27 protein-coding genes are annotated in these 26,305 nt (G+C 50.8%); 8 read left to right on the top strand and 19 right to left on the bottom strand.

Translation table 11 applies throughout. The annotated features are described in order from the left end of the window. Window positions 1–9: 9 nt before the first annotated feature. From IRJ17_RS19680 to IRJ17_RS19695, 4 genes are read right to left on the bottom strand one after another with little or no spacing between them, the layout of a single operon-like run. Window positions 10–1,269, bottom strand: coding sequence for a M20 family metallo-hydrolase (locus IRJ17_RS19680; protein WP_242771656.1), 1,260 nt, complete (start codon window positions 1,267–1,269; stop codon window positions 10–12). After that, window positions 1,266–2,888 carry an amidohydrolase gene (locus IRJ17_RS19685; RefSeq protein ID WP_242771658.1) on the bottom strand — a complete coding sequence of 541 codons (1,623 nt, stop codon included), beginning with the start codon at window positions 2,886–2,888 and terminating at the stop codon, window positions 1,266–1,268. Before IRJ17_RS19685 ends, IRJ17_RS19680 begins: the two co-directional genes overlap by 4 nt. A gap of 45 nt (window positions 2,889–2,933) precedes the next feature. Beyond that, window positions 2,934–4,427, bottom strand: coding sequence for a sodium:solute symporter family protein (locus IRJ17_RS19690; RefSeq protein WP_242771660.1), 1,494 nt, complete (start codon window positions 4,425–4,427; stop codon window positions 2,934–2,936). Next, window positions 4,424–4,627, bottom strand: a complete 204-nt coding sequence (locus IRJ17_RS19695) for a DUF3311 domain-containing protein (RefSeq protein WP_063227036.1) — start codon at window positions 4,625–4,627, stop codon at window positions 4,424–4,426. The genes IRJ17_RS19690 and IRJ17_RS19695 overlap by 4 nt, the downstream gene beginning before the upstream one ends. A 165-nt stretch (window positions 4,628–4,792) precedes the next feature. Between IRJ17_RS19695 and IRJ17_RS19700 the strand changes: the two genes are divergently transcribed. Together IRJ17_RS19700 and IRJ17_RS19705 are read left to right on the top strand one after the other, a co-directional pair. Then, on the top strand, window positions 4,793–6,451 hold the full coding sequence (locus IRJ17_RS19700) for a PucR family transcriptional regulator (protein ID WP_242771662.1): 1,659 nt from the start codon (window positions 4,793–4,795) through the stop codon (window positions 6,449–6,451). A 40-nt stretch (window positions 6,452–6,491) separates the two neighbouring features. Then, window positions 6,492–6,683, top strand: coding sequence for a hypothetical protein (locus IRJ17_RS19705; protein WP_063227034.1), 192 nt, complete (start codon window positions 6,492–6,494; stop codon window positions 6,681–6,683). Between the two features lie 75 nt (window positions 6,684–6,758). Here the strand turns inward: IRJ17_RS19705 and IRJ17_RS19710 are convergent, their stop codons facing one another. The 6 genes from IRJ17_RS19710 to IRJ17_RS19735 all read right to left on the bottom strand — a co-directional run bounded on the left by IRJ17_RS19710 (window position 6,759) and on the right by IRJ17_RS19735 (window position 13,314). After that, window positions 6,759–8,372, bottom strand: coding sequence for an ABC-F family ATP-binding cassette domain-containing protein (locus IRJ17_RS19710; RefSeq protein WP_122963480.1), 1,614 nt, complete (start codon window positions 8,370–8,372; stop codon window positions 6,759–6,761). 458 nt (window positions 8,373–8,830) lie between these two features. Continuing rightward, on the bottom strand, window positions 8,831–9,946 hold the full coding sequence (locus IRJ17_RS19715; RefSeq protein WP_122963481.1) for a sulfate/molybdate ABC transporter ATP-binding protein: 1,116 nt from the start codon (window positions 9,944–9,946) through the stop codon (window positions 8,831–8,833). Next, on the bottom strand, window positions 9,943–10,809 hold the full coding sequence (gene cysW / locus IRJ17_RS19720) for a sulfate ABC transporter permease subunit CysW (RefSeq protein ID WP_141254163.1): 867 nt from the start codon (window positions 10,807–10,809) through the stop codon (window positions 9,943–9,945). The genes IRJ17_RS19715 and cysW overlap by 4 nt, the downstream gene beginning before the upstream one ends. A 12-nt stretch (window positions 10,810–10,821) precedes the next feature. Further along, window positions 10,822–11,658: a sulfate ABC transporter permease subunit CysT gene (gene cysT / locus IRJ17_RS19725; protein WP_141254161.1), complete on the bottom strand. Its 837-nt coding sequence runs from the start codon at window positions 11,656–11,658 to the stop codon at window positions 10,822–10,824. A gap of 41 nt (window positions 11,659–11,699) precedes the next feature. Continuing rightward, window positions 11,700–12,767, bottom strand: coding sequence for a sulfate ABC transporter substrate-binding protein (locus tag IRJ17_RS19730; RefSeq protein WP_242771664.1), 1,068 nt, complete (start codon window positions 12,765–12,767; stop codon window positions 11,700–11,702). Between the two features lie 259 nt (window positions 12,768–13,026). Next, on the bottom strand, window positions 13,027–13,314 hold the full coding sequence (locus tag IRJ17_RS19735) for a hypothetical protein (protein WP_242771666.1): 288 nt from the start codon (window positions 13,312–13,314) through the stop codon (window positions 13,027–13,029). Between the two features lie 99 nt (window positions 13,315–13,413). Between IRJ17_RS19735 and IRJ17_RS19740 the strand changes: the two genes are divergently transcribed. Further along, the gene (locus IRJ17_RS19740; RefSeq protein WP_423751926.1) at window positions 13,414–13,722 is read left to right on the top strand and encodes a DUF3846 domain-containing protein; all 309 of its coding nucleotides are present in this window, start codon (window positions 13,414–13,416) and stop codon (window positions 13,720–13,722) included. A 93-nt stretch (window positions 13,723–13,815) separates the two neighbouring features. Here the strand turns inward: IRJ17_RS19740 and dut are convergent, their stop codons facing one another. Beyond that, window positions 13,816–14,352 (bottom strand): dUTP diphosphatase, encoded by a 537-nt coding sequence (gene dut, locus IRJ17_RS19745; RefSeq protein WP_242771673.1) that lies wholly within the window; start codon window positions 14,350–14,352, stop codon window positions 13,816–13,818. Between the two features lie 208 nt (window positions 14,353–14,560). Between dut and trhO the strand changes: the two genes are divergently transcribed. The 3 genes from trhO to IRJ17_RS19760 all read left to right on the top strand — a co-directional run bounded on the left by trhO (window position 14,561) and on the right by IRJ17_RS19760 (window position 16,419). Next, window positions 14,561–15,505, top strand: a complete 945-nt coding sequence (gene trhO, locus IRJ17_RS19750; protein ID WP_122963485.1) for an oxygen-dependent tRNA uridine(34) hydroxylase TrhO — start codon at window positions 14,561–14,563, stop codon at window positions 15,503–15,505. A gap of 225 nt (window positions 15,506–15,730) precedes the next feature. After that, a complete protein-coding gene (locus IRJ17_RS19755; RefSeq protein WP_242771676.1) occupies window positions 15,731–15,934 on the top strand; it encodes a hypothetical protein in 204 nt (67 codons plus the stop codon). 20 nt (window positions 15,935–15,954) lie between these two features. Beyond that, window positions 15,955–16,419: an NUDIX hydrolase gene (locus IRJ17_RS19760; RefSeq protein ID WP_242771679.1), complete on the top strand. Its 465-nt coding sequence runs from the start codon at window positions 15,955–15,957 to the stop codon at window positions 16,417–16,419. Here the strand turns inward: IRJ17_RS19760 and IRJ17_RS19765 are convergent. After that, window positions 16,412–17,107: an HAD family hydrolase gene (locus IRJ17_RS19765; RefSeq protein ID WP_242771682.1), complete on the bottom strand. Its 696-nt coding sequence runs from the start codon at window positions 17,105–17,107 to the stop codon at window positions 16,412–16,414. The two genes, IRJ17_RS19760 and IRJ17_RS19765, sit on opposite strands and share 8 nt — an antisense overlap. Before the next feature lie 125 nt (window positions 17,108–17,232). Here IRJ17_RS19765 and IRJ17_RS19770 point away from each other — a divergent pair, with 125 nt between their 5' ends. After that, window positions 17,233–18,684 (top strand): amidase family protein, encoded by a 1,452-nt coding sequence (locus tag IRJ17_RS19770; RefSeq protein WP_242771684.1) that lies wholly within the window; start codon window positions 17,233–17,235, stop codon window positions 18,682–18,684. Between the two features lie 126 nt (window positions 18,685–18,810). Further along, the gene (locus IRJ17_RS19775) at window positions 18,811–19,287 is read left to right on the top strand and encodes a GNAT family N-acetyltransferase (protein WP_242775305.1); all 477 of its coding nucleotides are present in this window, start codon (window positions 18,811–18,813) and stop codon (window positions 19,285–19,287) included. Between the two features lie 240 nt (window positions 19,288–19,527). Here IRJ17_RS19775 and IRJ17_RS19780 read toward each other — a convergent pair whose 3' ends face one another. The 7 genes from IRJ17_RS19780 to IRJ17_RS19810 all read right to left on the bottom strand — a co-directional run bounded on the left by IRJ17_RS19780 (window position 19,528) and on the right by IRJ17_RS19810 (window position 26,277). Next, complete coding sequence (locus IRJ17_RS19780) at window positions 19,528–19,839, bottom strand: hypothetical protein (RefSeq protein WP_122963490.1); 312 nt, start codon at window positions 19,837–19,839, stop codon at window positions 19,528–19,530. A 73-nt stretch (window positions 19,840–19,912) separates the two neighbouring features. Beyond that, window positions 19,913–20,695 carry a nucleoside 2-deoxyribosyltransferase gene (locus IRJ17_RS19785; protein WP_122963491.1) on the bottom strand — a complete coding sequence of 261 codons (783 nt, stop codon included), beginning with the start codon at window positions 20,693–20,695 and terminating at the stop codon, window positions 19,913–19,915. A gap of 169 nt (window positions 20,696–20,864) precedes the next feature. Next, window positions 20,865–22,481 carry a DUF2326 domain-containing protein gene (locus tag IRJ17_RS19790; protein ID WP_122963492.1) on the bottom strand — a complete coding sequence of 539 codons (1,617 nt, stop codon included), beginning with the start codon at window positions 22,479–22,481 and terminating at the stop codon, window positions 20,865–20,867. Next, window positions 22,459–22,698 (bottom strand): ABC-three component system middle component 7, encoded by a 240-nt coding sequence (locus IRJ17_RS19795; RefSeq protein ID WP_122963493.1) that lies wholly within the window; start codon window positions 22,696–22,698, stop codon window positions 22,459–22,461. The genes IRJ17_RS19790 and IRJ17_RS19795 overlap by 23 nt, the downstream gene beginning before the upstream one ends. Then, window positions 22,695–23,450 (bottom strand): ABC-three component system protein, encoded by a 756-nt coding sequence (locus IRJ17_RS19800; protein WP_122963494.1) that lies wholly within the window; start codon window positions 23,448–23,450, stop codon window positions 22,695–22,697. The genes IRJ17_RS19795 and IRJ17_RS19800 overlap by 4 nt, the downstream gene beginning before the upstream one ends. A 458-nt stretch (window positions 23,451–23,908) precedes the next feature. Continuing rightward, the gene (locus IRJ17_RS19805; protein ID WP_063227022.1) at window positions 23,909–24,355 is read right to left on the bottom strand and encodes a hypothetical protein; all 447 of its coding nucleotides are present in this window, start codon (window positions 24,353–24,355) and stop codon (window positions 23,909–23,911) included. A 320-nt stretch (window positions 24,356–24,675) separates the two neighbouring features. Beyond that, a complete protein-coding gene (locus tag IRJ17_RS19810) occupies window positions 24,676–26,277 on the bottom strand; it encodes a serine hydrolase domain-containing protein (protein ID WP_242771687.1) in 1,602 nt (533 codons plus the stop codon). Window positions 26,278–26,305 lie beyond the last annotated feature (28 nt).

Genomic DNA, 26,305 nt, shown 5'->3' on the forward strand with positions numbered 1-26,305 from the left:
GGTGTCCGTCTAGCTGCTCGCGCTCATACGCAGCGCCGTTTGGTACAGCAGCTCTGTCCCGAGGGCGATATCCTCGTAGGTGGAAAACTCTTGCGGGTTATGGCTGATTCCGTCTTTGCAGCGGACAAAAATCATCCCGTAGTCGCATACGTACGACAAAGCCAGGGCGTCGTGAAACGGGCCGCTCATCAATTCCCGCGGCTCTAGGCCGAGTGCGCGGCTCTCTTCGTGCATGATCGCCTTGATCCAGTCCGCACAGTAGCGAGGGTCGCTGTTCGTATCTTCGGTAATCGTGTATTGCAGGCCGCCTTCTTCTGCTGCCGTCGCGATCGCCTCGCGCAGCGCCTTTTCCCGCTCGTCGCGCCGGGCCAGGTCGATGTCGCGCAAGTCGACGGAAAAACGCACGCGCTCCGGGATGATGTTGCGCGAATCAGGAAACACCTGCAAATGCCCTACCGTGCCGACAGTAGGCGCCGCAGGGTCGAGCTTCGCCAGCTCGTTGACCGCGAGAATGACCTTCGCTGCGCCGACCAAGGCGTCTTTTCGCATCGGCATGGGCACCGATCCGGCATGTCCGGCAAAGCCCGTCAGCTCCACCGTCCACCAGAGCGGGCCGGAGATCCCGGAGACAATGCCGATCGGCTCGTCCGCGCCATCGAGCACAGGGCCTTGCTCGATATGCAGCTCCAGGTAAGCCCCGATGCTGCCTTCCGGATAGACAGATTCGGCCAACCGATCCGGGTCGCAGCCAAAGGCGACGAGCGCTTCCCTGCGTGTCACGCCATCTTTGTCGGCTCGCGCCAAATCTTCCTCAGCCCATTGTCCCAAAATTCCTTTTGATCCGAACAAGCCTTTTTGAAACCGACAGCCTTCCTCGTCGCAAAACGCGACCACCTCGATCGGTTGCTGCGGCACGATCCCTTGTTCGCGCATCGTCTGCACGGCTTCCAGAGCGCCCAGCACGCCGATCACGCCGTCGAATCGGCCGCCGTACGGTTGGGAGTCGATGTGCGAGCCGATCATCAGCACAGGCGCTTCCGGGCTTTTCCCCGCCATTCGCCCGATCAGGTTGCCAAAATGATCCACCCGGGCAGCAAGTCCCGCTTCCTCCATCCACGAGCGCACCAAGTCCACCCCTGCCCGATCCTCTGCGGACAAAGCCAGCCGACATACGCCCGTCTCGCCGATTTTGCCGATTTGGGCCAGCACCTCGATCCGTTTGCGCAATCGTTCTGCGTTGATCGCAAGCGTCCTCGCTTTTTCATTCATGCCTGGATAACCTCCTCGTCTTGTCTTTGGTAAACCAGCTTGCCGTCGATCATCGTCTGTTCGACCTTCAGTTCCTTGATCCGGTCATGCGGAGTGGCGAGAATATTGCCGCTGAGCACGACCAGATCAGCCAGCTTGCCAGGTTCGATGCTGCCTTTTTGCCCTTCCTCAAAGCTGGCGTACGCCCCGTTCCAGGTGAACATGCGGATCGCTTCCGGCACACTCACTCGCTGGTTGGCTCCCACCGATTGGCCCGATTTGCTCTGGCGGTTGACCGCCGCATGAATCCCGATCAGCGGGTTAAAATCGGTAACAGGGCTGTCCGAAGCGCCTGCGGCCACGATTCCGCACGCAAACTGATCCTTGGCCGGGAACATGTGGCGAACCCGCTCCCCGATATTTCGCACGTACGAATCGCCATGGTCGTAAATAAACGCCGGGTTCGGGATCGGCACGACACCAAGTTTCGCCATCCGCGCAAGCAAGTCAGGAGAAGAGACACCCGCATGCTCGATCCGGTGGCGGTGATTTTCGCGCGGATGGGCAGCGAGAGCGGCTTCGAAGCAAGTGAGCAGCATGTCAATCGCACGATCTCCCTGTGCATGGGCAGTAATCTGGAACCCTTTTGCATGGGCCTCTCCCAAAATCGTATTCAACTCGTCCTGCTCATAGTAGAGGATTCCGCAATCGTCGGGGCGACTGGTGAACGGCTCGCGCATCGCCATCGTCGGCGCAATGCTCGCTCCATCTGTAAAAACTTTCGCCGGGCCGATGCGAAAGCGCTCATCGCCAGTACCTGTCACCATTCCCGCGTCGATCATCCGCCGCACAAATTCCTCCGACTGGTTCAACGAGCAGACGATGGCGTAGATGCGCACCTTGACGTCTCCGGCGAGCACCGCCTTTTGCATCGCCCGGAAGTTTTCAGGGCCATACCCGCCCGCGTCGTGTATGCTGGTGATCCCTGCCGCCACAAAGTCTTCCGAAGCCAGCCGCAGCCCTTCCCTGTATTCCGCTTCGGTAAAAGCAGCCTGCTCGAACATTTTCATGTGTGCCGTCTCGACCAAAAAGCCTGTCAGGTTCCCATGCTCATCGCGGTCAATCCGTCCGCCCTGCGGGTCAGGCGTGTGCCGATCGTAGCCGGCAAGCGCCAGTGCCCTGCTGTTGACGACGCTGTGATGGGCGCAAGTGCGCATGACAAAAATCGGATGATCGGTCGAGACGTCGTCCAGCTCGGCCAAAGTGGGATAGCGCTGCTCTGCCATCCCGTTTTCATCGAATCCGCACGCTCGCACCCACTCGCCCGCCGGGGTTTTTTGCGCCTGCTCTTTGAGTGCGGCGAGCAGCTCTTCAATCGAGCGAATGCCGCGCGCCTTGCAGTCCACCCCCAATTTGTTCGTGCCGTAAATCGTCATGTGCAAATGCGCGTCAATAAAGCCTGGCAAAAGGCTTTTGCCTTGCAGATCGATCACGTTTGTCTGCGGGGTGATCCAGCGCTTGATCTCCTCCGTCGTTCCGACCGCGACAATGCGGTTCTCTCTGACAGCTACCGCCTCTGCGATCCGATTGTTTGCATCCACTGTCACTACATGTCCATTGAGAAACACCGTTTCTGCCATTTCATTTCCTCCTTTTTGTCGTCAGCCGTGTTTGGGCCTTTTGCTTTATTTGAACGTAGGCGTTCCTTCCGTATTGGCCGCCTGCTGTCCGTTGACGAACAGCGGTTTGGTGATAAGCGTCACGCCGAACATCACGACGATGTTCACCAGCAGCGCCACGACCCCGATGTTCAGATCCTGGATGACGGAAGGCCAGTGCGGAAACAGCGTCGCGAGCGTCGCCTGCGAGACCGTCGTATAGGCGACCGTCAACACTCCGGCTGCAATTCCGGCAAACGCCCCATATTTATTGACGAGCGGCTGTTTGCCCAAGCTGAACAGCAAAGCGGGAAACAACTGGGTCACCAGACTGTAGCCCATCAACAGCAAGGTGACGAGCGTGTCTCCGCCGCTGAGCGTAAAGTACAGCGAGACGAGCGACAAAACCGGAACAAGCAGCTTGGCGACTTTGGCGATCTGGACATCCGAGGTGGCTGGCGCCATGACTTTGTAGACGTTTTTCGCCAAAAGGGTCGCTCCCGTCATCAGCAGCATCGAGCCTGGAACGAGAGCCGTCAGCAGCCCAGCCGCGCCGATGATGCCGACGATCCACGGGTCAAACGTCTTCAGCGACAAACGCAAAAGCGATAAATCCCCATCTGCCCCTTTCAAGCCGGGCACTTGCAAAATCGCCGTAAAGCCGACGAAGAACACAAACAACAGCATCAAGGTGTACAGCGGGAGCATGATCGTATTTTTGCGGAACACGTTTTCGTTTTTGGCGGAAAACACGGAACCGAACGTGTGCGGCCACATGTAAAAACCAAAAACCGTGATGAGTACGGTAGAAATATACCAGGAGGTGCTAAGCCCTTCTGTCGGGAAGGTCAAAAAGCCCGGATTAGCCGCATGCACGGCTGCAAACATCGGCTGGATGCCACCGTAATAGTGATACGGCAAATAAATCCCGAGAAAAACGACCACGAAAAAAATCATGATGTCTTTGATCGCCGCCGTCCAGGCCGAGCCGTGGATGCCGGAGAGCATGACGTAGATGGTAACGGCAATGACTCCGAGCCAGACAGCGGCTGCTGGCGAGATCGTGCCGTACGAGGCTTCGGAAACGATGATGCCCAGCCCTTTGAATTGCAGCACGAGGTAAGGAATGATCGCGATCACGCCAACGGCGGCGACGAGAATCCCCAGCATCGGGCTGTTGTACTTGCTCACGAAAAAGTCGGATTGGGAAACGAGCTTGTGCTCTTTGGCATAGCGCCAGATCGGGGGCAACAGCCAGTAGGAGATGACGTAGGCAAGCGAAATATAGGACAGGACGTAGTAAGACGGCGCTCCTTTGGAGTAAGCCCAGCCGCTTCCTCCGAGGAAGGTGAACGTCGTGTAAATCTCCCCGGCGACCAGCAGGAAAATAAAGATCGAGCCAAAGCCTCTGCCGCCTACTGTCCATTGCTCCATGTTCATGTCTTTGCCTTGGCGTGCGCGAATCCCGGAGTAGAACGACAGCAGCAGGAAGGCAAAAATGATCAGCAGAGCAATGTTCATGATGAACTCTCCTCCTCTTTTGTAGCCGGATCGAGTTGATGGATGACCGCCATAATGACAGAAGTCAGCACAACCCACAGGACAATCCAGAACAAGACAAAAGGCATGCCCAGCACATAAGGCTCCACCCGGTTCACAAACGGCACTCCGCCAAGCATGCCGATAAACGGCACGACTCCAAGCCAATCTCTTGCTTTCATGCAGATCCCCCTGTTTACTCGATTTGTCCCATTGCCTGCGCGCGCTTTGGACATGTACTCTATTATTATCGAAAAATTCAATTTTCTCCTTTGTCCTGCTGACCAGAAAACATCGCGTTCTTTTGTTTCTTGAGCCAAAAGCATTGAAAGACGGAGGGAAATGGCGTGATAACAGTCCGTGAACTGATCGAAGTTGGAGGCTTTACGGAAGAATCCGTGCTTGCCGGGGAAGACTTTCTCGACAAAGAACTGCTTGGGGTTACCTCGTTTGACTCGCCGGATGGACACAGATGGCTGCGCGCAGGCGAATTTGTGCTGACGACAGGCTTTCCTTTTCTGATCCGCCAAAATACGTGTGAAGCTACCTTGATTCAATTGATCGACGAGTTGGCTGCCATCGGAACGCCTGGTCTGGCGATCAAACTCGGCCGCTACATGGCGAGCGTGCCTGCTGCCGTCCTCGCCCACGCCGCGAAAAGGCAAATGCCGATTTTGTCCTTTCCGATGGATAAAGCGTGGTCGGACGTCATCGTGCCTGTCACGCAGTACATCAACGACAAACAGCGCCTTGAGCTGAATCGCACACATGCGATCTACGAGCGGTTTCACCTGCATCTGACTGCCAATGATCCGGTGTCCAAGCTCGCGGCACTGCTCGCAGACTTGCTGCAAACGCCGATCAGCATCGAAGTGCCGAGCCTGAGATGGAAGTGGGCCGCTTCGCCTGATGTTCCCCCTGGCGGCTTTGGCTTTGCAACCGACGAGGGGCACGACATCCCGCTCGGACAAGCCGCTTCGCCTTCCATGCTGAAAAATCCGCTCGTCAAAAGGGCAGATGGCCGTCACGTGCGCTGGCTGCTTCAGGAGCGGAACGTACAAGGCGCGATCTGCACCGGAATCATCGAACGAGATTTATACGCCTGGGAAAAAGTCGCGATCGAGCAAAGCGCCGCCCTGTTGTCGCTGGAAATCGAGCGGCAGCGTTCCGTAAACGAGACGTACCAGCGGTTTCGCAATGACTTTTTGCAGCTGTTGCTAAGCGATCAGATGCACGCGCGAGACGTGCTCACGCGCAAAGCGGATGAGGTAGGCTGGAAGCTCGCCGATCACTACACGGTCGCTGTTCTCGGCGTCTCCCCTCTGGAGCGGACAGGGATCGAGAACTGGAACGACAACCGCGACTTGCTTTTGGCTCTGACTCCTTCCCTGTCCGCCCTTGATGACGCCATTTTGCTGGGACTCGATCAGCAAAACCGCATCGTGCTGCTGATCCCGACAGCCAGTGGCTCTAGTGATTCCACTGCTTGCCTGACCAGCACCAAACAAGTTCTCGCTGCTTTGCTCGCTTTTTCGTGGCAACAGCGCGTGTTTGTCGGCCTGGGGCGGTTTCACGCCGGACACACGGGCATTGCTGCCAGCTATCGCGAGGCGCAAATCAGCTTTCGTGCGGCGATGCGCGGGCTTGATGCCAAGGCAGCAGCGAATACCACCATCGTCGCTTTTCACGACCTCGGGCTGGAGCGCATCCTGTTTGCCGAGCAGCCGGACAGAGAGGCACGCTTGCTCGCTCAGGAATACTTGGACAAAATCAACGAATACGATCGCGAAAAAAACGGGCAACTGCTGGATACGCTTCACATCTTTTTGCAAGTGGACGGCAATCACGCAGAAGCGGCGTCACGGCTGTACGTGCATAAAAATACGATCAAATATCGGCTGGCGCTCATTCGCGAACTGACGGGCTTAAACCCGGATCACGGCCATGACTTGCTGTTGCTGCGCATCGCCATGACAGTGCAATCGATTGGTTTTGCCAAAGGCTAAGCTGGTATAATGGCAACAGAGCGACTTAGGGGGAATGTAGATGGATGAGTGGCTGAACAAGCCGGTTAAGACGAAGGAACGGCCCAAAAAGCGAGGAATCGTCGAATACATAGATGATCAGTACATCGTTGTTTTCTTTACGTTGCCGCGCAAGGAACGCGTCATTTTTTCGAGCAAGGAAGCTTTTTTGAACAAAATCGAGTTCGTCGAAGAAGCAGCACCCCCGAACTGACCCACGCAAAAAATCCCGTGTCTGGCATCTGACTACTGCCTTTGACACGGGATTTTTTATGGAAACAAGCAGGTTTTACGCGTAGTGTTCGTCGCGAAGACGCTTGATCTCGTCGCTTTCGAGGTACTCGTCATACGTCATCATCTTGTCGATAACGCCTTTCGGAGTGAACTCGATGATGCGGTTGGCGATCGTTTGTACGAACTGGTGGTCATGGGAAACGAACAGCAAGGTTCCGTCGAAATCGATCAAGCCGTTGTTCAAGGCTGTGATGGATTCCAAGTCCAAGTGGTTCGTCGGCTCATCCATGATCAGGACGTTTGCGCTCGCCAGCATCATTTTGGACAGCATGCAGCGAACTTTTTCGCCTCCGGACAGCACGTTTGCTTTTTTCAGCGCTTCGTCGCCGGAGAACAGCATGCGGCCGAGGAAGCCGCGGATGAACGTTTCATCCTGCTCTTTCGAGTATTGACGGAGCCAATCCACGAGACTCAGCTCGGAGTTGAAGTATTCAGCGTTGTCTTTCGGGAAGTACGCTTGCGAAGTCGTTACGCCCCATTCGAAAGAACCGCTGTCTGCCTGTACTTCGCCCATCAAAATTTGGAAGAAAGTCGTTTTTGCCAGCTCGTTTGGTCCGACAAACGCTACTTTGTCTCCCTTGTTGATGACAAGGTGCAAGTTTTCAAACAGCTTCTCGCCTTCGACTGTCTTGCTCAAGCCTTCGATGGCAAGCAAATTTTTGCCTGCTTCGCGCTCCGGCTTGAAGTTGATGAACGGATATTTACGGCTGGACGGACGAATGTCTTCCAGTGTAATTTTTTCCAACAGCTTTTTCCGCGAGGTCGCTTGCTTCGACTTGGAAGCGTTGGCGGAGAAACGCGCGATAAACTCCTGGAGTTCCTTCATCTTCTCTTCTTTTTTCTTGTTCTGATCGCGAACCATCTTCAGCGCCAATTGGCTGGACTCGTACCAGAAGTCGTAGTTCCCCACGTACATTTGAATCTTGCCGAAGTCGATATCCGCAATGTGCGTGCACACTTTGTTCAGGAAGTGACGGTCATGGGATACGACAATGACGGTGTTCTCATAATCGGCGAGGAAGTTTTCCAGCCAGCGAATCGACTCGATATCCAAGTGGTTCGTCGGCTCGTCCAGGAGCAGGATGTGCGGGTTGCCAAACAGCGCTTGCGCGAGCAATACCCGTACTTTTTCCGTACCGGACAGGTCTTTCATCAGCTTGTCGTGCAGGTCTGTCGGGATGCCCAAACCGATCAAAAGGCTCGCTGCATCTGCTTCCGCCATCCAGCCGTTCAGCTCTTCAAATTCCCCTTCCAGTTGGGAGGCACGGTTGCCGTCCGCTTCGGAGAAGTCTTCTTTCATGTAGAGCGCAGTCTTTTCTTCCATGATCTCATAGAGGCGCTTGTGGCCCATGATGACCGTTTTCAAAACTTCATACTCGTCAAACTCGAAGTGGTTCTGTTTCAACACAGCGATACGCTCGCCTGGTGTCACCGAAACGTGTCCGCTTGTCGGCTCGATCTCTCCGGAGAGGATTTTGACAAACGTAGACTTCCCGGCACCGTTCGCACCGATGAGGCCGTAGCAGTTACCAGGGGTAAACTTAATCGATACATCTTCAAACAGTGCGCGTTTGCCGTAGCGCAGCGTCACGTTCTGAGTGCTTATCATCGTCGCAATACCTGCCTTTTTTGAATCGTTCAAACACTTATCTTATCAGAGATAGCTGCATTTTGCAAAAAATATCGGGCGAAAACGCCGCGCGCTTCTCCGGCGTCGGCCGACAAATACGTGACAATCTCCCCTCCTCCACCTTGTCTATTTTACCAGAAAATCCCTGATAAATAAAAATCAGGGCGCTCGGGCACATTATGTGATGTCTCTGTATCTCGAGCGAGGGAGGTTGGGGTTATGTCCAAGAAAAACGGTGTGAAAAATGAGATGGGAAACAAGGAAAATCCTTCGCAAACCAGATCTTCCACTACTGTAGGCAAAGAAGAAACCCGCTCCAAGCAGCGCGGCGAGTAAAATTCGTTGAGGTTCGTTTCCTCACACAAAAACCAGTCTGCTGATGAGTAAACGGCAGACTGGTTTTTGCCATGACGAATGGCGGAGTGCGAAGCGCGAAATCAAACGGTGACGTGAACGGGAGTCAAGGCAGGTGTCGGTACAGATTGCAGTTCGGATTCCACGTAGATGGACAAATTGTTCAGCGTGACATACACGACGTCGCCTTCTTCCACGAGAAGTTCGAGGAAGCGCTGCCGGCCCATCTCCGCTTCAAACACCTCTTTCGTATCGAGGCGTCTCAACTCCAGACGCACGAGCGGGCCGAGCAGCGTAATCCGCTCGATATGCGCCTGAACAGCCGTAGCGGCAGCTGATTGTGGCGGATGCAGCGACACTTCCGCATCATGCGGACGCATGTAGCCGATCGCCGGGCCTTCGCTGACACCTTGCTCTGCTGTGAACTCCGCCTCGCCCAGTTTGATCCGCCCGTTTTGAATGCGTCCGCGAAACAGATTGACGCGCCCCAGGAAGCTGTACACAAACGGGTTGGCTGGCTTGAGATAAATTTCTTCGGGAGAACCGACCTGCTCGACGCGCCCTTCGTTCATGACGACGACGCGATCAGCCAGCTCCATCGCCTCTTCCTGGTCGTGGGTGACGAACAAAATCGTCAAGCCGAGCTTTCCATGCAAGTGCCGCAACCAACGCCGCAACTCCTGTCTGACTTTTGTATCCAAGGCGCCAAACGGTTCATCCAGCAGCAAAAATTTCGGCTCGACCGCAAGCGCTCTTGCCAACGCCACGCGCTGACGCTGCCCCCCGGACAGCTGCGACGGATAGCGGTGCGCCAGCCCTTCCAATTGCACGAGCCTGAGCAATGAATGCACTTTTTCGCGAATTTCTTCCTTGCTCGGTCTGGTTTTGCGTGAACGAACCGTCAACCCGAACGCGATGTTGTCAAAAATGTTCATGTGCCGAAACAAGGCGTAATGCTGAAAGACGAAGCCGACTTTGCGCTCGCGGACATCGCGGTTCGTATTGTCCTCGCCGTTGAACAGGATGCTTCCTTGCTGCGCCTGTTCCAGCCCGGCAATCAGCCGGAGCAAGGTCGTTTTGCCTGAACCGGAAGGCCCCAGAAGCGCAACCAGCTCCCCTTCGGGTATGTGCAGATTGACATTTTCCAGCGCGGTAAAATTTTTATACGACTTGGTAATGTTGACAACTTCTATGCTCATCCTGCTTTCTCCCCTGACGCGTCAAAGTAATAATCCTCTTCCGCCTTGGACTTCCGCTCGGTTTTCCATTCGATCAAGCTTTTTAGCACCAGCGTGACCAGCGCCAGCACAGCGAGCAGCGTTGCGACGGCAAACGCAGCGGCGAACTGGTACTCGTTGTACAAAATCTCCACGTGCAACGGCAGCGTATTGGTCATGCCGCGAATATGGCCGGAGACGACCGATACCGCGCCAAACTCCCCCATCGCCCTGGCGTTGCAGAGGATCACACCGTACAAAATCCCCCATTTGACGTTTGGCAGCGTGACGCGCCAAAACGTTTTCCAGCCGCTCGCTCCCAGCGATACAGCCGCTTCCTCCTCGTCTTTGCCCTGCGCTTCCATCACCGGAATCAGCTCGCGGGCCACGAACGGAAACGTCACAAAAGTCGTCGCAAGCACGATCCCGGGCACCGCGAAAATGATTTTCAGATCAAGCGCAGCCAGCCATGGCGCAGCAACCCCCTGACTGCCGAACAACAGGACGAAAATCAGCCCGGCGATGACTGGCGACACGGCAAAAGGCAGATCGATCAGCGTAAGCAGCACATTTTTGCCGCGAAACGAAAACTTCGCAATCGCCCAAGCGGCGGCAATCCCAAACGTGACGTTCAGCGGTACGCTAATCGCCGCTACGAGCAAGGTCAATTTGACCGCAGACAGCGTTTCCGGCTCGGCAATCGCAGCCAGAAAAACACCCGCCCCTTGCTTGAACGCCTCAGTGAACACGGCGATCAGCGGCAAAATGAGAAACAGGCCCAAAAACAGAAAAGCGACTGCGATCAAGCTCCAGCGAACGTAGGCTGGCTCGGTTACATGTTTCATTTGTCCCACCTCCTATCGTGCCGCATCGAACTTGTTGATTCGCCATTGCAAGTAGTTAATGAGCAGAAGCATGACAAACGATGCGACGAGCATGACGGTTGCAATGGCGGTAGCTCCCGCGTAATCGAACTGCTCCAGCTTGGTCATGATCAAAAGCGGCACGATTTCCGTCTTGAGCGGCATGTTTCCGGAGATAAAGACGACAGAGCCGTATTCGCCAAGCGCCCGGGCAAAAGCGAGGGCAAAGCCCGTAATGATCGCTGGCAGCAAATGCGGCAAAATGACGCGGGTAAACGTGGCAAACCGCGTGGCTCCCAGTGTCGCAGCCGCTTCCTCCATCTGCAAGTCCCAGTCCTGCAAGACAGGCTGCACGGTTCGCACGACAAACGGCAGCCCGATAAAGGTCAAAGCAACCCAGATGCCGATCGGCGTATACGCCACTTTTACGCCCCACTCGGCCAAATACTGCCCGATCCAGCCGTTTTCGGCGTAGATGGAGGTGAGAGCAATCCCGCCTACCGCTGTCGGCAAGGCGAAAGGCAGATCGACAATTCCGTCAATGATCCGCTTGCCAAAAAAATCGTACCGGGTCAACACCCAGGCGACCAGTACACCGAATACCGCATTGACACAAGCGGCAAAAAAAGACGTGAGGATGCTGACGCGAATCGAAGCGATCACCCTCGGATCGAGGATCGTTCCCACGAACTGCTCCCAGCTCATGGTAGTGGCCTTCAAAAAAAGGACGGACAGGGGGATTAATACCAAGAGGCTCAAGTAGATGATGGTATAGCCCATCGTCATGCCAAAGCCCGGCAGGAACCCCCTGCGCAAAAATGATTTTCTCATGGAGCTAACTCCTCTGATGGCAGGATAGGTTATGGACTGGATTACGGTTTGTACAGCTGATCAAAGACGCCTTGGTCGGAGAAGTGCGTTTGTTGAGCTTTTGTCCAGCCGCCAAAAAGTTCATCTATTGTGAACATTTCGATTTCAGGAAACGCAGGCGTATGCGCTTTGAGCACTTCCGCGGAACGTGGGCGATAGTAATGCTTCGCCGCAATTTCCTGCCCTTTTTTCGTGTACAGGAATTGCAAGTAGGCGTCGGCGACTTCTTTTGTCTTGTGCTTTTCCGCATACTTGTCGACGACGGTTACCGGAGGTTCTGCCAGTATGCTGAGAGACGGATTGACGATTTCGAATTTGTCTTTGCCCAGCTCGTTCACAGCCAAGTACGCTTCATTTTCCCAGGCGATCAGCACATCGCCAATCCCGCGCTCGACAAACGTCGTCGTCGATCCGCGCGCTCCCGAATCGAGCACAGGCACGTTTTTAAACAAGGCTCCCACGAACTCTTTTGCCTTGGCTTCGTCACCGCCATTTTTCTTCAGGGCGTATCCCCATGCGGCGAGGTAGTTCCATCTGGCGCCACCGGAAGTTTTCGGGTTCGGCGTGATGACGGAGATGCCCGGTTTGACCAGATCATCCCAATCTTTGATCTGCTTCGGGTTGTCTTTGCGCACGAGAAAAACGATGGTAGACGTGTAGGGAGAGCTGTTTTCCGGAAGCTTTTTTTGCCAGTCTGCCGCAATCAGTCCCTGCTCGGCGATCGCGTCGATGTCGTACGCCAAAGCCAATGTCACCACGTCCGCTTCCAAACCGTCGATGACGGATCGGGATTGCTTGCCGGAGCCGCCGTGCGACTGCTTGACGTTGAGCGTCTGTCCGGTTTTCGCCTTCCACTCCTGGGCAAATTCCGCATTGACTTCCTGATAAAACTCTCTGGTCGGGTCATACGAGACGTTCAGCAGCTCGACGGTCTGTGAGCCGCCCGCTTCCCCGCTCCCGTTTGTCCCTGTTCCTTGCGACGCAGCCGAGCATCCTCCCAAAGCGATAGCTACGGCAACGATCCCGATGCGTTTCAGGATGGACTGAATATTGCCCTTTGTGGTGTTCATACTGGTGACCTTCACTCCCCGTTTTTAATCTATACTATTTTACTCGGAATACTTAGTTATCTACGATTATACCTGCCTTTTTATCGCTGTCAATCATATTCCCATCCACTTTATGCCCACTAGCTGGGCGAGGTGAGAAACGGCGGCGCAAAAAAGACGTATGGCGTGTGGCTGTACGTTCGTTTAGCTACTCGGTAAGCAGGGGGAGCAGCTTCCTAATCCCAGTGATTGCTCCCCGCTGTCGCTGTTTCGCTTCTCGCTATCGGTTTTCCGCTTCGTACTGCTTTTTCCGCTTCGCACACCGTTTTTTCGTTTCTCGCTGCCGTTTTCCACTTCGCACCACCGTTTTTTCGCTTCTCGTTGCCGTTTTCCACTTCGCACCACCGTTTTTTCGCTTCTCGCTACCGTTTTTCCGCTTCGCACAGCCGTTTTTTCGCTTCTCGTTGCCGTTTTCCACTTCGCGCCACCGTTTTTTCGCTTCTTGCTGCCGTTTTCCACTTCGCACCACCGTTTTTTCGCTTCTCGCCGCCTTTTTGCCCTTCCGCACTGCCGCTTTTTCCATCCGCTCGCAGCATATTCCGCGCAATCCCAGCCAACACTCTCGCGCATTTTTTTGCTTTCGGTTATGATGGGACAAAAGGAGTGAATGATCGTGATCACCGTTTATGTCAAACGTCCGCATGAGGACGCAACGATTGCTGAAATTGCCGATACGAATGCTTTATCCGAGCTGGTCGATGGGGATTTTGAAGTGGTGACGGACGACCATCTGGAAGGAATCTCGCTGATCGTGAATGAAGACGGACGAGGTGTATTGGCCAACAATTTTCCGATTACCGCAGACGGCTACCTCGACTGGGTATATGGCCCGTGTGTGTTCGTCAAGGCAGACGGCCGTTCTCTTAGCGAGGACGACATTCGTGTCATCGACCAGTTTCTCGCCGCCAAAAAATAGCAGCTGCCAAAAACAAAAAGACCCCTCCTCCGTCAGCGCATGTGTCTCGCACACTTGCCCGGAGTCAGGGGTCTGTTCTTTTTTAGGGCTGTCTTATCCGTTAATGCCGCTGCTGCCGAAGCCGCCAGCGCCTCTCTCAGTCTCATCCAGCTCGTCTACCACTTCGAAACGGGCAACAGGCACGACACCGATTACACCTTGCGCGACGCGGTTGCCTTTTTTGATGAAATAGCTGTGAGAATCCACTTCTGTGTCTACCGTCACTTCTTTTTCTCCCGCATCGAGGCAGACGTTGCCGATCTTGCCGGACGGAATGCGGATGTTTTCCATCAAGACGCACACTTCTCCGCGGTATCCCGCATCGATCGTGCCCGGAGCGTTCGGCAGGCGCAGTTTTGTTTTCGCGCCAATGCCGGAGCGCGGACGCACTTGCAGCTCGTAGCCCTCTGGCAGTGCAAAAGCAAGTCCGGTCGGGATTTTGACGGTTTGCCCCGGGGCAATCAACACGTCTTCGACGGCAACGAGGTCAAATCCCGCGTCCAAGGCACGGGCGTATTGGGGAATGACTGCCTCCGGGTGCAGTTTTTTTAGTTTGACCTGGGCAACCAGGCGATCATTTGTCTGATTCATCAAAAGTCTCTCCTCATCTATCACCATTCTGCTAATGTCCTTCCATAGTGTACAAGATGGGCCACCATCCAGCAAGTTCAGCCACTTGCCCGCGTTTTCATAGAACGATCACAAATTCCTGTCTTTTTCTACACTTTTGTTTGCGGATTATGATATAATCACCGTTGCGTCATAAACTACAATTGAAAAAAGAAAGGTGGATTGTACCTTGCAAGTACAAAAACCATACCGCATTTTGCTCTACTACAAGTATACTCCGTTGGAAAACTACGAGGAGTATGCTGCTGAACACTTGCAATTTTGCAAGGAAAACGGACTCAAAGGACGGATCATCATCGCTCCGGAAGGAATTAACGGAACGGTATCCGGCACTGTCGAGCAGACCGACGCTTACATGGAATACGTGCGAAAAGACCCGCGCTTCGCGGACATGTGGTTTAAAATAGATGAATCGGAAGAACACGCATTCAAAAAAATGTTTGTTCGCGCGAAAAAAGAACTGGTGACCTGGCGTCTGGAAAACGACGTTGATCCGAATGAGAAAACAGGACACTATTTGAGCCCGAAAGAGTTTTACGAAATGATGCAGCAAGAGGACGTTGTCATCCTCGACGGCCGCAACTACTACGAATACGACCTCGGACACTTCCGTGGCGCGATTCGTCCAGAAGTAGATTCTTCCCGCGAGTTCCCTGAGTGGATTGCGGAAAACATGAGCCAATTCAAAGACAAAAAAGTCCTCACCTACTGCACAGGCGGCATCCGCTGCGAAAAGCTGACAGGCGTGCTTTTGGATCAAGGCTTTGAAAATGTGTACCAGCTTCACGGCGGAATCGTCACCTACGGAAAAGATCCGGAAGTAAAAGGCCGCCTGTGGGACGGAAAATGCTACGTATTCGACGAGCGTATCTCCGTACCGATCAACCATACCGAAGAAGATGTAGTTATCGGCCGTTGCCACTACTGCGGCACTGTGGAAGACCGCTACGTGAACTGCGCCAACCCTTTCTGCAACAAACAGCACTTCTGCTGCACAGAGTGCGAGCAAAAATTCAAGCGTTCCTGCTCCGACGAATGCCGCGAGCATCCGCGCAACCGCTTCGTTGAAGAGGAAGAAAAAGCGAAGCTGCAAGCCGCTGGAGCGAACGCATAACCATACGAAAAGGAAACAAGCTGACCGTGCCTTTGTGCCAGTCAGCTTGTTTTTTATTTGCCGCTGTCTGATTCGGTGCGAAACGCGGCGAGCTGCACAATCGGTGTTCGGTCATCCCACTCTTCCCCCTGCTGCTTTCTTCTGATTTTTTTGTTTGGTCGTTGCCAAAAAGCTCCCTCACTCGTATTACTTGGCAAAGTGTCAAAAAAACAGGAGACGTATGCCATGGAAAAAAAGCTCAGCATCATTCTCGGCTTCATTGTCGGGCTTGTGTTCGTCAACTTCGACTTTGACTATTCTTTTCTGCTCGAAATGAATATCGATCCTGCTTTTGTGCGAGCGGCCGTCAAGACAATCGGTTTTGTAGGCGCTTTGTTCTGTGGACTCACCTTGCTATTCGACGCCTGGAAAGCCATTCGGTCCAGTTGATAATGGAGGGAACAACGCTTGTGAATGACTATATCTCGACCATGCGAAAGCTCATCGGCCACGAAACGCTGCTCACAGTCGGCTGCGGAGCCATTTTGGAAGACGAATCGGGACGCATCCTTTTGCAACAAAAACACAACCGCATCTGGGGCATTCCCGGCGGTCTGCTGGAGCTTGGCGAAACGTTCGCGGAGACGCTCAAACGCGAAGTGCTGGAGGAAACCAGTCTGACTGTCTTGCAGTGGCAATTGTTTGGCCTCTACTCAGGAAAAAACGGCTTCGCCCAGTATGCCAATGGGGATAAAGTGTTTAGCGTCCAGCTGATCTTTCGCGTCACGGACTACGCAGGCGTGCTCCAGACAAATGAAGAGAGCACCCGCCAACAGTTTTTTGCCAAAAACGAATTGCCGGACAGTCTGAACCCCCATCAGGCTCCGTTCATTTTGGACTGGTTACATGGAGTGACCCCGCCGATTGTCAGGTGAAGTCTGCGCCTCTCCCCATCTGGCCTTGAAAAGACGGAAGCACCCATGCGCTGATCTCTGCCAAATCGTCAATGACGACATGAGCCTCGGCAACTGCTGCATACTGGGGGCTGCGTTTCCATACCGCCTTCATACCGACCGCCCTGCTGGCGCGAACATCGTTGTCGGGGTGGTCACCTATGTACATCGCCTGTTCAGCAGGCACTCCAAGCTTGTCCAATGCCCGGTGAAAAATCGCCGGATCAGGCTTGCGCAAGCCTTCCCATTCCGACATGAGCACCTCGTCAAAATAAGGCGCGATGCCCAGTGCCTTGACATTGTCGTACTGGAACTGCCCGAAACCGTTTGAGATCAAGCCCAGCCGCATGCCCTGCTTTTGCAGGTCGGCAAGCATTTCATGCAGATGCGGGAACGCGACACAATGCTTTTGAAAATGACAGAGGTAGTCTTGCAGCAAAAAGGCCGCTTCCAGCTTCGCAATGGCAAGCTCCTCAATGAGCTGCGCGTACACTTTGTCCTTCCATACGTATCCGTGCTGATCCAGCTCGATAAAACGTTGCACGAATGTTTCCTGTCGGACGTGCTGAAGCTGGGAAATTCGCTCATACTGGTCGTGGACAAACCGGATGAGCGAAGTGTCGCGGTCGAGCAAAGTGCCGTCCAGATCGAATAGTACCGCTTGTATCATCTGCATCACGCTCCTTTTTGAATGATACGAACATTCCCGCATGTAATTGTTCCACAACCATTTGCCCGCTTCCCTGCATTTGGTAAACTAAGAATGATCAAATCAAACAGAAAAAGGTGAAAATTATGTCGCCGAACCATGAAGCAAGCATCCTGGAATGGCAAGCTGCATTAGAAGCAGGACAAACGACGTCCCGTGAGCTGACCATTCTGTTTTTGGAACGGATCGCTGCCTACGACAAACAGGGACCGACCATTAACGCCATCAGTGAAATCAATCCCGATGCCTTGCATATTGCCGAAGCTCTGGACAGGGAACGGGCGATATCCGGCAGTCGCGGGCCGCTTCACGGCATTCCGATATTGATTAAAGACAACATTGCGACCGGAGACAACATGCACACGACAGCCGGGTCGCTCGCCTTGGCCGATTCGTACGCGTCAGCAGACTCGTTTGTCGTCGCACGTCTGCGCGAAGCAGGCGCCGTCCTGTTGGGCAAAACCAATCTGACCGAATGGGCTAACTTCATGGCTGACAACATGCTGAACGGCTACAGCTCGCGCGGCGGACAAGTCCTCAATCCGTATGACCCTGCGTTCGATGTCGGCGGCTCCAGCTCCGGTTCAGGCGCGGGAATCGCGGCAGGCTTTGCCGTAGCCGCTGTCGGAACAGAGACTTCCGGGTCGATCCTCGGCCCTGCCAAAAAAAATTCGCTCGTCGGTATCAAACCGACGGTAGGCTTGATCAGCCGCCAGGGCATTATCCCGATTTCCCACAGCCAGGACACGGCAGGCCCGATGACGCGAAACGTAACGGACGCGGCCATTTTGCTCGGTGTCCTGACAGGTGTCGATCCGCAGGACGCGGCGACCGGAAAAAGTGCAGGGCTGGCCCACCGCGACTATCTTCCCTTCCTCGACGCAAACGGACTGCAAGGTGCCCGAATCGGTGTCGTGCGTTCCGGCTATTTGGCTGAATGCGACGAGGAAGAAGCCGCTCTTTACGAAGCCGCTATCTCGCAGCTGCGGCAGGCTGGCGCTACTGTCATCGATTCCGTAAGCATTCCTTCTGAAAATGCCGATTGGAACTCGCAAGTTTTGTATCACGAGTTTAAGACAGGTGTAAATGCCTATTTGAAAATATTGCCCGCCTCTTTCCCAATCCGCACCCTGAAAGATATTGTCGCCTTCAATCGCAAGCACGAAGCAAGAGCGCTCCGGTTTGGGCAAAGCGTACTGGAGCAGTCCGAGCAAACCAGCGGCACCTTGACCGATCCTGCCTATTTGCGGCAAAGGCTGTACGATCTGGAAATGTCGCAACGCCAAGGGATCGACGCCGCACTCAAGGAACACGACCTGGACGCTCTGCTGTTCCCGGGAGACACGGGCTGTGACATTGCGGCGAAAGCGGGCTACCCGTCCATTGCCCTTCCCGCTGGCTACACTGCGCAAGGAAAGCCTTTTGGCATCATGCTGACTGGACTGGCCTTCTCGGAGCCTGCTCTTCTGCGCATGGGCTACGCCTACGAGCAAGCGACTTTGCTGCGTGTCCCGCCTGTCTTGACGGAGCAAGCTTGATAGCTTAACTCCTTGTTGAGAACCTGGCGAGCGGCACAGACGATACACTGCTCTCGCCCATTCGTGTCGCAAACCAATCGCCAGAACGCCAATCCCAAGCTCAGTAGGATCGGAGGTGAATTTTTGTTGGAAAACGTTCGTTTGCGCCCGACCACTGCGGAAGATTTGCCGATTTTGTTTGAGCAGCAGCTCGACCCGGAGGCAAACCATATGGCCGCCTTTACCGCTAAAGACCCGAGTGACAGGCAAGCTTTTACCGCCCATTGGAACAAAATTTTGGCAGACAACTCGATTGAGAATATGACCGTACTTGCCAACGGGCAAATTGCAGGCTACCTGGTTTTCTTTGAACAATTCGGCAGCCCTTCTGTCGCGTATTGGCTTGGCAAACCATTTTGGGGCAAAGGGATCGCGACACAGGCGCTTACCGCCTTTCTCGCGCTTCTCCCCGTCCGACCTGTTTACGCCCGCGTCGCCAAAGACAACGTCGGTTCGATCCGCGTCCTGCACAAATGCGGCTTCCGCCAGGCAGGAGAAGACGCGGGATTTTCCAATGCCCGCGGCTGTGATGTCGAGGAGCTGATCATGGTGCGGGAAGGTTGACGTAACTAATTATGGGGTTGCTTATCTTTCATCAATACAGTGGGTAAATGTTAGTTGTCATAGACACCTCCCTTTTTGGTTTTATGGAATGGATAACTTTTTAGCACAAGCTTAAAATAACAGAATAACTCGTACCTAAAGGTACGAGTTATTCTGTTTCTTCCTTTTTCTCATACTGAAATATTTTATGAACTAAAGAATAAGTAAGCGATCTTTTTCCCACTATCCCAGTAGCAGTTACTAAAAATCTAAATCTTTTATAACATATGTGCGCCATTCGTTATTTTCTTTTTGAAATTTTATATATCCCATGTCCCTAAGCGTCTTCTTATATTCCTCCACTAATTCGTAGCCCATATGGTCGGGACTTCCTTCATAAACATAATTCACCATTTCCCTTGAACTAGCTTTACTCCAGCCTTTATTATTATTTCTTGAGTCATTCAAAATGTAATTATAGGTATTAACTAAATACCTTCGATAATTGCCAGTAGGATTTTCCCTTTGCTCGCGTAAATACTTTAGCTTCTGATTTTTTTGCGCTTCGTTCATTCCCTCAGCCCTTCCCTTAATTTCTTCTAAGTTTTTAAGATAATTCTAGATCAAGAAACTACATTGTTCCGAGCTAAAATGGCAATTCTGCGTCTTTAAATGGGTCGCTAGGTTTAGGTGAATCCTGCCTTAAGATTAATTTATCAATATTGTTATGAAGCCAAGTCATTCCCTGATTAGTTACATTATAAGCTTTATAGTACTCACCTTGATAATCTTGTTGTTCAGAAAACTGTATAAACCCTTTATTTAATAAGGAATCTAATCCTAGCGCCACAGCGATAGGTGCAAATCCTGCCTTGTTCATATCTTGCCTAATTATGTATGCACTCACCGCTTCATTTGGACTATCAACATTCTGAGTTATTGATACTAATAAAGTCATTTCATGCTGTGATAAGCCTTCTGTTAACGCAATAGATGATTGTGTAGAAATCAATCCCAGTTTGACTTGTTTTTGTTTAATTGCAAGTATCCTATCGGTGATTTGAGTAGTTAAATTCTCAAAATCTCTCGGAGAAGCAGTTGTATAAGTAATAATTTTCCTGTGTTGAATATCAAAAGGAAATTTTGAATTCCTCTGGTCTGAACAAATTAATACTACTTCTTTTTGGCTTGCAATAGCATAACCAAGCTCAAACCAAACATTTGGATTGTCCAAAGAAATTTCAGCCAAAACTACATCGGCATTTTTTATTCCATTTTGGATATCCTCGATTGGTATATTTACATTTGGATCTCTATCGACTCTGTAAGCATCTAATCCAGCATTAGTAATTGCGGGCACAAGAATATCTTCATACCTTTTATCAAAAGCTCCACCGTCAAATGGTTGAATAACAAAACAAGTTGTCATAAAAATCCTCCAATCTTATATTCATAAAGTAACTGTTTGACGCAGATCACTAGCAAGTAAAATTAACTTTTTACGTTTTTCTTTAGACCCATTTTGTCGACTGTTAATTTCGACCGTATTTAGAATTGAAAGAGGCTATATAAAAGAGTGAACTCAGATTTTTGTTTTTCTACTGCCCATCTTGTTTCCAATTCTTAATAAATAGTAATTTATCTTTCGAAAGCTGCAATACTTTATGATCTGTGATGATTTTTTCCGTTTCTGCCTTATACGAATTAATCTTATCGATAGCTATAAATATTTGTTTTTTGCTCGTACTATAAAGTTCAACTATGTTCTCCAGTGCATGATTTTCTATATTTTTTAGAAGTGGCAAGTCATGTGCGATTGCAGGCAAACATGTTAATTCTAAAAGTGCCAAATCAAACGTAATAAGATTCGCAAATGCTGTACCAGTTCCTGTATCTCCATAGGTATTAAATGTATATCTTTCACCACGTATGCTTAGAGTAGGAGCACGTCTGTTATCTGAGTAAATTCGTTTATTGAGCTCATGCATTTTAATATTAATTTGATTGCATACCTCATCTAATATAGTTACTTTTAACTCATCCAATTCTTTTCCCGCTTCTACAATGGAATCATCTAGATTTTTCTTTTTTGTATAAAAACCATTTTCTTCAGTCAACTGCTTGATTTGAGAGGCAAGTTCAACCACCTTCTCAATTGCATATTTGGGGGCATTCTGTATTGTTAAGTTATCTGCAATCTCTTGGTCAATTTTTGTAATTTCATTAACAATAACAGCAATCTGCTTTCTGATTTCTTTTTCAGTCTTTTGAAGTTCTTCTTTTAATATTTTCGTAATTGAAGCATGGAAAGAATCAATCTTCTTTACCTGTTCAACATTAAAATTCGGAAAAAAATCGACCAATCGTTCTAGCTCAGAATCAATTTTGATATTTTTGTCTGCGATATTGGTTAAGGTTCTCTTCAAACGGCTTTCGTACACATTTTTTTGTATAGTCAAACTACTTTTTTTCTTTCTCAATTCCAAAATTTCTTTAGAAACGAGTGCTTCAATATCTACTGAGGAGCTTACAATGCTATCTTTTAACTTTTTTAACTCCTCATTTAAGGCATCTATTTTTTTCGTATTTTGACCAAAAATCGCCTTGTTAATTTTGGGAATTAACTCTTTTTTTGCAGCATCAAGCAATACATTTTTTTCATCCGTCAGTTTTTGAATTTGCTTTTCATACTCTTTGATGTTTCGATACTTATCGAAAAGTTTCAATAATACGACAATAGAATCCTTCTTCTTTTCTTTTTCAAAGTATTGAATTGGTTTTCTTTCGTTTAAATTTTCTTTTCCATATACCCGAAAATATCGGCCAACAATACTTCGAAATGACATCTCATCAATTTGGCATTTATATTTTTCCTGAAGAAGCTTTGTATAGTCATTAATTTTTATAGTGTCTTGCACTTCAAAATTTCTATTACAGACAGCAACAAATTTAAATTCGTTTGTAGAACGGCTAAAAAAGAGTTCACCATCTTCGAAAGTAAAAGAGAATTTAAAAATGTGGTGTCCTAAGTTATCCACAGTGTCATGATTTCTAGTAATATAATCGTCACCACCAAAAACGAAATCTATAATCATCAACATCGTAGATTTACCAATTGAATTAGAAGCAATTTCATCTCCTACCACAGCATTTAATCCACTATGAAAAATGATTTTTTGTTGTACAAATTTATCACAAAGGATCTGCCTTAACATATCTAATCACCTTCAATTCTTGATCAAATTCAATTTTTTCCAGAGCAAACAAGACATCTAAGACCAATATGAATTGGTTAATATCTTCAAGATACTGTTTCGTTTTCTCAAACAAAATTTCAACACTTTCATCGTTGACCACTAAAACGTTCAGGATATACACCATTTTAGCGAGAATGCTGTCTTTAAATGGGATTAATTTATTCGGTAGTATCATGAAAACACCTCACAATCTTGCACAAAAAAAGCAATTACAATTTCACATGCCCTCTGTGAATAACGATCTGTTTTTTCAAACAGCCATTCCACTAAAGCATTGTAAATGTACTCTTGGCTCTCATTTGTCTGCATGCATTTCCAATAGAAGCTTTTAATCTGTGATGCCAATGTATCAAATTTATGTGGAGTCTCCTGGTCAAGCGTAATAAAAATGTTTCTAATAAAATCAAAGTAGTCAACGGTGTCATTAGTAATTTTTCTTTTCAAAATAAACGGCAACGTATGGTTAGTTTTTTGATCAATCTTTAAAGAGTCATAGCTTAAGGGGATAATGTTACCATCAATATTTTGCAAATTCTCCAATACTACTCTGATTTCACTTTCTATGTTAAACATATAATAGGTACTCTTTAACTGTGCTTCTTGAATCAAACCCTGTTTTAATCTACACCATTTTCGATATTCCGCTACAGTTCGTGGGTTATCAAAAAGACCATGGCATTTTTTGCAGGCAGCTATCACATTTTTCAAGTCGTTGACATCTTCAGACAGCTTAATTTCACCTTTCAATAATTCAACTTCTTCTGGCAATGGATTAGCAGGATAAATATGTGCAACTTCAAAGGATTTGAAGATTTTCCCATTCTTTCGATGAGTTAATTCATCTCCACAAAATGGGCAATATCCGCCTACCTCATTGAATAATATCATTTTTTCATTCTGGCTGAATTCACGTCTGTTATCTTGCATTATATTCACCTACAATCTCTTCATTGCTACGGTTTAAGCCCATATTATATATTCATAATAATCTTGCATAAAACGTCGAATCTTGTTGACGTATTCGACAACTATCCATTTTATTCCTGCTTCTTACTATTTAAAGCTGTTTGAATTAAATATGCACCTTAACATAAAAAAAGCTCCGACTACAAAAGCGCAGCTCATGCCCCACTGATTCTGTTCTTCTTAATAGTAGTTAATTTGCAACAAACTGTAAATGAAATCCAATTAGCTTCCCGACTATAACTGCTTCCGGGAAAATGGCGGATGCGTCTCGGCTTTTTTCTCGGTCTGGTTGTCATCAGCGGTGTGCTCTACTGGGGCGGGTACTGGCTGATTGGTTGACAGCCTGAGCGCCCTGACTGCCCTTTCTGTTTCCGCCCACAAAAAAACGCATGTACCCGAATCGGTGCATGCGTTTTTCTTTACATGGTCGTTTGCTGTTCTGCCTTGCCCAGTCGATCCTCGAAAAGCTTGCCGAGCTGGCCGATGTCCACTTCCCACTTGTCGTCCTTGTAGTAGACGGTCGCCTTCGTCTCGCCTTTTTTGCCTACGATGCGAATGCTCGCCGTCTTGACCTCGTAGGTACCATCCGGCTGAAACGTAATGTCTGCATCCTTCAGTTCGCTGTCGAGCACAGGTGCGATCGTCTTGTCCACCACTTCCTGCGTAGCCACCGCCGCTTGCCGTCCCATCTGGATGACTTCCTCCGGGCTGAAGTGAAAAAACAACACCAGTACGACTCCGATGATGGCTGCAAGCGAGATGATCCGAATCAAGCTGCGCACGACCCATTGAGCTGCCAAGATCAAGACTATGATACAAACCGCGACGGGCCAGTAATCTTTCACGAGTTGAAGAACTTGCTCCATCCTCATCACTCCTTCACCATTTCATTTTCGCCAAAAAAGGGCGGTCCCTAATCACAGACGACAGAGAAAATGGCGCTTGTTTTTGAAAAGTAGAAAAAACCGCCGCAAAGGTGCGGACGGACTCTTTCGGCACAACTTTTCAATCTGTAACACCATTCGACAACTGCCGCATCGAGTCCTGCCACGAAGCGCAAAAACGGCGACAAATCAATGACAAATGCGGGAAAGCTGATGGTGGAGACAAGCGCAAAGAAGGCTGCCGTACGGATAACCTTTCCAGTCCGTACGGCAGCCTATTTTTCTTTTGGCTTAGTGCCTGCTTAGTTCCTTTTGGCGAAGGCTACTGCTTGTGCTCTGCCCGTCGACACCCGGAACCCGCTGACCGCTTGATTGGCTGCTCGCGCAAAAGTGAGAGTTACGCCATACAAGCTTCCCCCGACTCCGGCGATAAACTGATCAGGGGCCGTGCGCAGCAACTGCTGCTTTTTGTTCCGGCGATGCGAGAGATAGAGCGCCCCGTCCTCGACCAGCACCTCGTAGGCGGTTCCCAGCTCCGCGCTCTCGTACGTGCCCGCATATGCCAGCCCGTCTGCCTCGCATTCCTGATCAGGCTGCCATTTTTTCAGTGGGATGCAGCGCGTTCCAAAGCGAAATCCGGCTGTTGAACCGAGATACAGCTCGTAGTTGGCCGTTCCCGCTTGATAGCGGTTTCCCTCCACCTGAACAAGGGGCGCAGCTCCGTACTCCTCAAGCAAATACAGCTGATCTCCCTTGCCCACCACTTGCGCGATGAGCGCGTACGTTCCGTCGGAATAATACGTCCCGGCCACGTCCTCGTCTGCAAAATCGGCATCGTAAAAGTCAGGCAAAACCTGCGGCTCCACCTCGCTCCGCTCCACCCCCAGCAGCAAGTCGACGATTTTCTCCGCAGCCCTGCCGATTGCTACCGTATCCGTGTTGCTGAAAATGGCGATATCGATATCCTCTACCAGAAACCGGACGGTACAACTGCGGAATGCCGCGTCTGAACCGTCGTGCCCGATAAAAGGACGCCCCTGGTACAGAGCAGGATCATTCACGATCAATCCGCCCGCGTAATGAATCTTCGTTCCGTCCAGCAGCGTCGGGCAGTCAAACATCTCGGAAAGTGTCTCCCGTTTGCAAATGACCGGCTCCTTGAAGTTGGCCATCCACTTCATAAAATCAGTTGCGGTCGTGTGCAGCGAAGTGGCGCCATACGTGCCGTAGTTCAGCACGGCATGAATCAGCTCCCCGCCGACGCGCTTGTAAGAATCCGCGCCATTCGGAATCACCTGCCAATACCGATCCTTGAAGCACGTTTGCGCCATGCCGAGCGGGGCAAAAATCCGCTCACGGGCAAACTCGTTCAAACTTTTGCCGGACACTCTTTCAGCGATTTCGGCCAGGAGGGTAAAATTCGAGTTGCAGTACATATAGCGGGTAAGTGGCGGAAAATTCAGCTCCGTTTGCGTGGAAATAACGTCTTTGGCGTCAGACTGTGTGATCGTGTCATCAAGCCGGACTCCTTGCAGCATGAGCAGCTCCCACTGATCCCGGATGCCGCTCACGTTGTTCATCAGATTGCGCACCGATACAGGCTCGGCGAACGAAACCATGTCCGGCACGTAGCTGCGAATGTCGTCATCTACGTTCAGTAGACCGTCTTCCTGAAGCAGCAGTACACACATCACTGTCACTTGCTTGGACACCGATGCAACATGAAACACCGTCTCGCCCGTGATCGGCAACCTATGCTCCACGCTGGCGTAGCCAAAGCAGTTTTCGTAGACGATTTCCCCGCCTTTGCGAACCACAACCTGTCCGCCCGGGCATACGCCTTGCTGCCAATCCGCGAACAAGTCATCGATTTTTGCCGCTATCCCCGCATCATATCTACTCACAACCTTGCCTCCTCTGGCTCAGCAGACC

It is taken from the genome of Brevibacillus parabrevis, from assembly GCF_022701015.1.
GTDB lineage: Bacteria > Bacillota > Bacilli > Brevibacillales > Brevibacillaceae > Brevibacillus > Brevibacillus parabrevis.

Bases quoted from the DNA above. Each gene is read 5' to 3' on its own strand.
- IRJ17_RS19680 (WP_242771656.1), bottom strand. From the start codon at position 1,269: ATGAATGAAAAAGCGAGGACGCTTGCGATCAACGCAGAACGATTGCGC.
- IRJ17_RS19685 (WP_242771658.1), bottom strand. From the start codon at position 2,888: ATGGCAGAAACGGTGTTTCTCAATGGACATGTAGTGACAGTGGATGCA.
- IRJ17_RS19690 (WP_242771660.1), bottom strand. From the start codon at position 4,427: ATGAACATTGCTCTGCTGATCATTTTTGCCTTCCTGCTGCTGTCGTTC.
- IRJ17_RS19695 (WP_063227036.1), bottom strand. From the start codon at position 4,627: ATGAAAGCAAGAGATTGGCTTGGAGTCGTGCCGTTTATCGGCATGCTT.
- IRJ17_RS19705 (WP_063227034.1), top strand. From the start codon at position 6,492: ATGGATGAGTGGCTGAACAAGCCGGTTAAGACGAAGGAACGGCCCAAA.
- IRJ17_RS19710 (WP_122963480.1), bottom strand. From the start codon at position 8,372: ATGATAAGCACTCAGAACGTGACGCTGCGCTACGGCAAACGCGCACTG.
- IRJ17_RS19715 (WP_122963481.1), bottom strand. From the start codon at position 9,946: ATGAGCATAGAAGTTGTCAACATTACCAAGTCGTATAAAAATTTTACC.
- cysW (WP_141254163.1), bottom strand. From the start codon at position 10,809: ATGAAACATGTAACCGAGCCAGCCTACGTTCGCTGGAGCTTGATCGCA.
- cysT (WP_141254161.1), bottom strand. From the start codon at position 11,658: ATGAGAAAATCATTTTTGCGCAGGGGGTTCCTGCCGGGCTTTGGCATG.
- IRJ17_RS19730 (WP_242771664.1), bottom strand. From the start codon at position 12,767: ATGAACACCACAAAGGGCAATATTCAGTCCATCCTGAAACGCATCGGG.
- IRJ17_RS19740 (WP_423751926.1), top strand. From the start codon at position 13,414: ATGATCGTGATCACCGTTTATGTCAAACGTCCGCATGAGGACGCAACG.
- dut (WP_242771673.1), bottom strand. From the start codon at position 14,352: ATGAATCAGACAAATGATCGCCTGGTTGCCCAGGTCAAACTAAAAAAA.
- IRJ17_RS19755 (WP_242771676.1), top strand. From the start codon at position 15,731: ATGGAAAAAAAGCTCAGCATCATTCTCGGCTTCATTGTCGGGCTTGTG.
- IRJ17_RS19765 (WP_242771682.1), bottom strand. From the start codon at position 17,107: ATGATACAAGCGGTACTATTCGATCTGGACGGCACTTTGCTCGACCGC.
- IRJ17_RS19770 (WP_242771684.1), top strand. From the start codon at position 17,233: ATGTCGCCGAACCATGAAGCAAGCATCCTGGAATGGCAAGCTGCATTA.
- IRJ17_RS19780 (WP_122963490.1), bottom strand. From the start codon at position 19,839: ATGAACGAAGCGCAAAAAAATCAGAAGCTAAAGTATTTACGCGAGCAA.
- IRJ17_RS19785 (WP_122963491.1), bottom strand. From the start codon at position 20,695: ATGACAACTTGTTTTGTTATTCAACCATTTGACGGTGGAGCTTTTGAT.
- IRJ17_RS19790 (WP_122963492.1), bottom strand. From the start codon at position 22,481: ATGTTAAGGCAGATCCTTTGTGATAAATTTGTACAACAAAAAATCATT.
- IRJ17_RS19795 (WP_122963493.1), bottom strand. From the start codon at position 22,698: ATGATACTACCGAATAAATTAATCCCATTTAAAGACAGCATTCTCGCT.
- IRJ17_RS19800 (WP_122963494.1), bottom strand. From the start codon at position 23,450: ATGCAAGATAACAGACGTGAATTCAGCCAGAATGAAAAAATGATATTA.
- IRJ17_RS19805 (WP_063227022.1), bottom strand. From the start codon at position 24,355: ATGGAGCAAGTTCTTCAACTCGTGAAAGATTACTGGCCCGTCGCGGTT.